Origin of the sequence: uncultured Methanobrevibacter sp., from assembly GCF_937906425.1 — an archaeon.
Lineage (GTDB): Archaea > Methanobacteriota > Methanobacteria > Methanobacteriales > Methanobacteriaceae > Methanobrevibacter.
Map to the genome: position 1 here is coordinate 1 of NZ_CALCYR010000190.1, position 5,536 is coordinate 5,536.

4 protein-coding genes are annotated in these 5,536 nt (G+C 28.5%); all 4 read right to left on the reverse strand.

Annotated features, from left to right (window positions below; translation table 11 throughout):
* Positions 1 to 196 precede the first annotated feature (196 nt).
* The 4 genes from Q0138_RS05415 to Q0138_RS05430 all read right to left on the reverse strand — a co-directional run bounded on the left by Q0138_RS05415 (position 197) and on the right by Q0138_RS05430 (position 5,402).
* On the reverse strand, positions 197 to 2,104 hold the full coding sequence (locus tag Q0138_RS05415) for a type I restriction-modification system subunit M (protein WP_297981834.1): 1,908 nt from the start codon (positions 2,102 to 2,104) through the stop codon (positions 197 to 199).
* A gap of 19 nt (positions 2,105 to 2,123) precedes the next feature.
* The gene (locus Q0138_RS05420) at positions 2,124 to 2,681 is read right to left on the reverse strand and encodes a restriction endonuclease subunit S (RefSeq protein WP_297981836.1); all 558 of its coding nucleotides are present in this window, start codon (positions 2,679 to 2,681) and stop codon (positions 2,124 to 2,126) included.
* 662 nt (positions 2,682 to 3,343) lie between these two features.
* Complete coding sequence (locus Q0138_RS05425) at positions 3,344 to 3,553, reverse strand: hypothetical protein (RefSeq protein ID WP_297981837.1); 210 nt, start codon at positions 3,551 to 3,553, stop codon at positions 3,344 to 3,346.
* A 1,090-nt stretch (positions 3,554 to 4,643) separates the two neighbouring features.
* A complete protein-coding gene (locus tag Q0138_RS05430) occupies positions 4,644 to 5,402 on the reverse strand; it encodes a hypothetical protein (RefSeq protein ID WP_297981839.1) in 759 nt (252 codons plus the stop codon).
* Positions 5,403 to 5,536 lie beyond the last annotated feature (134 nt).

Sequence of the window (5,536 nt, forward strand, 5' to 3'; positions counted from 1 at the left end):
GTGCAAGAGCATTTGAAAACTAATCGGTTGGATTTCAAGTGAAAACTATATAAAAAAAATAATAAAAAATAATAAAAAATAATAAAAATAGCTAAAAACAATTAAAAAGAAAAGAAAATAATAAAAAATAGTTAAAAATAGCTAAAAATAGCTAAGAATAATTAAAAAAAAAGAAAATAAGAAAAAATAAACAAAATCACTTCAATAAAGGATTTTCAATCCCAATCTCCTTACACAATTCATCGATTTCATGAGTAATCTCATTCAATTCTCTTTTAACTTCAAGTCTACGCTTATAAATCTTTTCAAGATCAATAGGGTCTTCCGCTTCAAAGGTATCCACATATCTAGGAATGTTTAAATTGAAATCATTCTCAATGATTTCCCTTAAATCAGCTCTATGGGAATACCTCTTAATTTCTTCCCTATTTTCATAAGTTTCAATGATTTTATCAATATCACCAGTTCTCAGATTGTTTCTTAGCTTCACTTTCTTAAAGTCATGTGATGCATCAATAAACAGAATATCATCATCATAGCCTCTGTCCTTCCTAAAGACCATTATACATGAGGGAATGTTCTTGCTGTAATAAATGTTTGCAGGAAGTCCGATTACAGCATCCAGATAATTGAAGTCGGAAATGATCATTTTTCTAATCTTTTCCTCCTTTGCACCTCTAAATAGAACACCTAAAGGTGCAAGAATTGCCATTACACCATCAGCTTTAAGATAATGAAGCATATGCATGATAAATCCATATTCCGATTTGCCGCTAGGTGGAAGAACCTTGAAATCCTTGAACCGTTCATCATACAATAAGCTTTTATCTGCAGACCATGGAATTCCATAAGGGATTTGGGACACTATTGCATCAAAGATTTTACCCCTATGTTGAGGATTTTCAAGGGAATCACCCTGCTTAATCTCAAACTTCTTAAAGTGAAGGTTGTGGAGAATCATGTTTTCCCTTGCAAGGTTGTAGTAATATGTATCCACTTCCTGACCGCAAATAAGGTCACAGTCAATCTGCTTGTTCAGTTCAAGAAGAAGAGATGCAGAACCGCAGCAGGGATCATAAACCGCATCAAATTTATCCCTGCCAATACAGACCAATCTTGAAAGGAGATATGACAATTCATGAGGAGTGTAAAAATCATGGGTCTTGTGGGCATAAAGAGAAAACTTACTTAAGAGGAATTCAAATGCATCTCCAATGCTGTATTGTCTTTTAAACTTATAATCCCTGGAAGAATATTCATTATAGGAATCCTTTTCATTTTCAGAATCAAATCCTATGGAAGAATATTTTATATATGAATCCCTTTCATTTTCAGAATCAAATCCTATGGAAGAAAATTCCTTATAGGAATTCCTTTCATGCTCTAAATCATAGCCCTCTTTTTCTTCACTGCTTAAATTCCTTTTTTCATAGTTTTTTTCAGGAAGGTAATCTGCCAATACCATATCTTCCATAAAATCAATCTCTTTAAGATTATGAAATTCTGCCTTGGCGCGACCTTGGTAGGGATGTGGATTAAAACTTAAAATAGGCAAAAAGTCAGGGGAGGTAGCTGAATTATAATCATTCAAATCAAAGTCAACAGAATCCAATGCATTTAAAATAGTCAAAATAACCCTATTTTTATCATTTTGAGTTTTGCCCAATGTTGAAGCATATAAGTCAACGCTTTCAAATAAATTCTCAAAGTCCTCCTGACTGTCAGTGCCCATGGAAGAGGAGCTGATCTGATCAAAGGCAAAATTCAAATCCCCTATCTTAAAATTATTATTGGAATGAAGAATATTTCTAAATAAGAATTCCGGATATATGAAATAACCTAATTCTTTAACGGAATCATCACGCAAGCCGCCTTTATCATAATAATCATCATGCCAAGCCTCTTCAAAACTTGAAAAATCATTCCTAGAATCTTCCATTACTTTCCTATCCAAGTACCTTTCAATGTTTAGAGAGAGATACTTGTATGAAACAAGACCTAAAAAGTACTTCTGAAAATCCTCATCGGTTAAAAAACCAATCTCATTTGAATTTTTCAAATCCTGATAAATATGCCACAACTGATTTCCCAATTCACTTTCCATATCAATTCCCCTAAATGATTTATCCTTTAGACAATACCTCATGAATAATTGATTTTTCGATTGATCTTTCAAGCTCGACAAGTTCCAAGTTTAAGTTTATTCGTTTGTCCATTAAATTAAATAGCTTACCATAATTTTTTTGAGTTTCATAATCAGGTAGAGCTATATTAATTGATTTAAGATGAGTAGTTTTGATGATTTTTAATGTTGAACCCTCTTCAATCTTATGCAATTCCCTTGGAAAGAGGTCGCTTTTAAGAATATGGAATATGAAATCAACATCAAATCCCTTCTTTACCCTAACGATTGCATAATACATTGGAATGATAATGCCCTCTTCCTCTATCTTACTTACCTTAGATCCTGCCAATAGGATAACAATATCATTCTTTCTAGAGAAGAATTTTTCACTTATGTCATCTGTAACCTCTACATCCTCCACATCAAGCTTGGAACTGTTATCCGAATATGTTTTTTTAAGAATCCTTTCCTTATGGGTAATTCCATCCTGATACCTTTTGACCCTTACTCCAGTAAAGATATCTGCAATCTCTTCAAATTTATATTTTTGAATCATACATTCACCCTGAAAAAAAATTATAAAAAATTATTAATTGAAAAATTTAAAAAACAGAAAATGAAAGTTTTAAAAATATATCCAATATCATTTTATAATAATTATAATTTTTATTGTTCTTAAACTTAAGGATTAAAGATTTAGAAAAAAAGCTATCTTTTAAGAAATATCTTAAAAAATTACAGAAATAAATTAAATGAAAATTATGATTAAAAAAATAGTTTTAAATCGATTCTAAAATTGATTCTAAATTGAAGAAAATAAATGTCCTAAAAACTTAGATTTAAAAAAATAGACAATTTGGAAAAAGGATGTAGTCACCCCCTAATTACATCCTTGTGAAAATGGAGCACCCCCGTATCCATTTTATGATAATAAAATATGGATCACCCCCAATAATCCACATTTCATCATGAATATAAAGTTTTAGAAATATGAACTGCATCTGCAATCCATATTTCAAGTTAAATTATCAATTATGGGAAATCACCCCCTATTTCCCAAAAAGCTGAAAAAACCACCCCCATGTTTTTCCAGATTTTACCGATTGATAATTTAATATTGATTTTTCAATAAGACCACCCCCGTGCCCTATTAAAAAAATCAATGGAGGACGGTAAACATGAACAATGAAATATTTTTAAATATTAGACTTTAAAAATCTAAATCAATATCAATACAAGTAACATAACAGAAAACATCAAACCTAATGGGTAAACATTATACTTCTTATCTAATTCCTTTAAGTTTAAAACAATTGAATAAAGATGATTAAAACTTTTCAGCTTTTTCTTGCCTTTTGCTGCAAGATTTCGGCAGGATCCTGCAAGATAGGCAATTGACAAGCAATCATCATTTTTTTCATAAATCATAATTTTTAGATACAGCTCCTGAAATTTTTTTTAAAAAATTTAACTTAAAAATAAATAAAAAAAATCCCAATTTTTTTACATGAGTTTACGAACAATGTATACAATATACATAATGAAATCTATTGGATATTAAGATAATTTTAAAATTTCATTAAAATTAATCAAAATATCCATTCTTTTGAGAGGTCATTTATTATGTTAAAAATGTTTTTAAATTTTGAGATCTTTTAATATGACTAATATTTTTAGTAGAATTTAAAAACCGTTGAAGTTTACTGGCAAATCTGAATTTTATAGATTTTCAAGAGTTTTGATTTTGCTGAAAAATTATACAATAGAAAATTTTTCATGTATAAAATATTTAAATCAAAGCCTGAAAATTCATTCAACAGCTTTTAAATTATTTTAAATTTTATAGTGTTTGAAATTTTTAAATAATTTTAAATTTTATGGTTTTTGAAATTTTTTAAATTTATTTTTAAGTTTAACTACAATTGATGAAAAATTTTAAAAAACCCAATTGGAGTTTTCAAATTTTTTCACCAAGACCAGGATTAGATCTTATTTTTTAAAAGCATGAATCAAATTATTAAAGGTGTTTTTATGAACAAAATGATCCGTGGAATATTTAAACAGTTGAACATATGGAGTTATATACACAAAGCAAAAAACATATGAAAAGTTTTTTGATAGTAGAAAACTATGAAACAAACAACAAAGGAAGTGTTCTTTAGTTTAGTGACAAATTCAATGCTTGAAAAAAATAAGAAAAACTTTCGTTTTTCAGAAGTTTTTTCTAATCACAATTAGTATTATGAACTTTATAGTATATAAAGGTTTCGTTCTTAAACTTAATGACATTATCATTTAATTAAGTGACATTAATATTTTAATAGAAATATTATAAAATTAGGGAAAAAGTAGTTAAAATTCATATTAAAGGAATATAAAATTATAAAAAAAGTATTAAAAATAGCTAAAAGAAAAAAAGAATAAAAAATTACAAAAAACAGCTCTTAAAAAGAATTAAAAATAGCTAAAAGAAAAAAAATAAAAATTTGATAAAAAAAATAAAAAAAGAAAATCAAAATTAATTAAAATCTTGATTGTATGCATCAGTGTCTTCTACTCCATTGGTATAATGTTTTTGAGTGCTTGGATCGTAAGCCTCATTTACACCATTCTTACGGTCAATGTGTTGGATACCATTGGAATCAGTGTATTCCTTGATATAATCCTGATCTTGTCCTGACCAATAATAGCCATCACTTGAAGAAGAATTTGAAGCAGTGCTTGAAACAGAACTTGTATTTGAACTAGTTGAAGAGGCATCTGTTGTGGAACTTGAAACATCAGCAGCCCCATTTGTTTCACCTGTAGCATTATCACCCAAGGTATAAATTTTTAAACTTTTAATCATATGTTCAAGGATTTCCTGATCCTTACAAACAATCATTACATTATCATGAGTTTCAGGACTTCCTAAAAATGCCATATAAGTTCCGTTTTCCTCATTATACCAAACAGTTTGATTAACAACAGTCTGTTCTGTAGCATTAGCCTTAAAGTCATCACGTAAAAATGCCAATTCCGCCGCTGCAACAGCACTTCCATTTTCACTGTTAAAGTAATAAACAATTAAGTCATGTTGTGTGTCATTAATAAAATTTATTCCTTCACTGATTACAGATGAATTGGATTCATCAGATATTGGAATATCAATGGAACATGAGTTTGACACTTCCAAACTTTCATACTTTACAGAATCATCATAATTTATCAAGAAAAAAGAAGCTCCGATTACTACAACAACAACAAGAATCGCCAGTAGCATATGTTTTAAATCCACAATTAACCTCCTTAATCAAAACCACAAATAATATAATTAGAATAATTTTTAAAAAAATATTTTTAATAAAATATTTGAAAATATAATTAGAATAATTTTTAAAAAAATATTTTTAATAAAATATTTGAAAATAT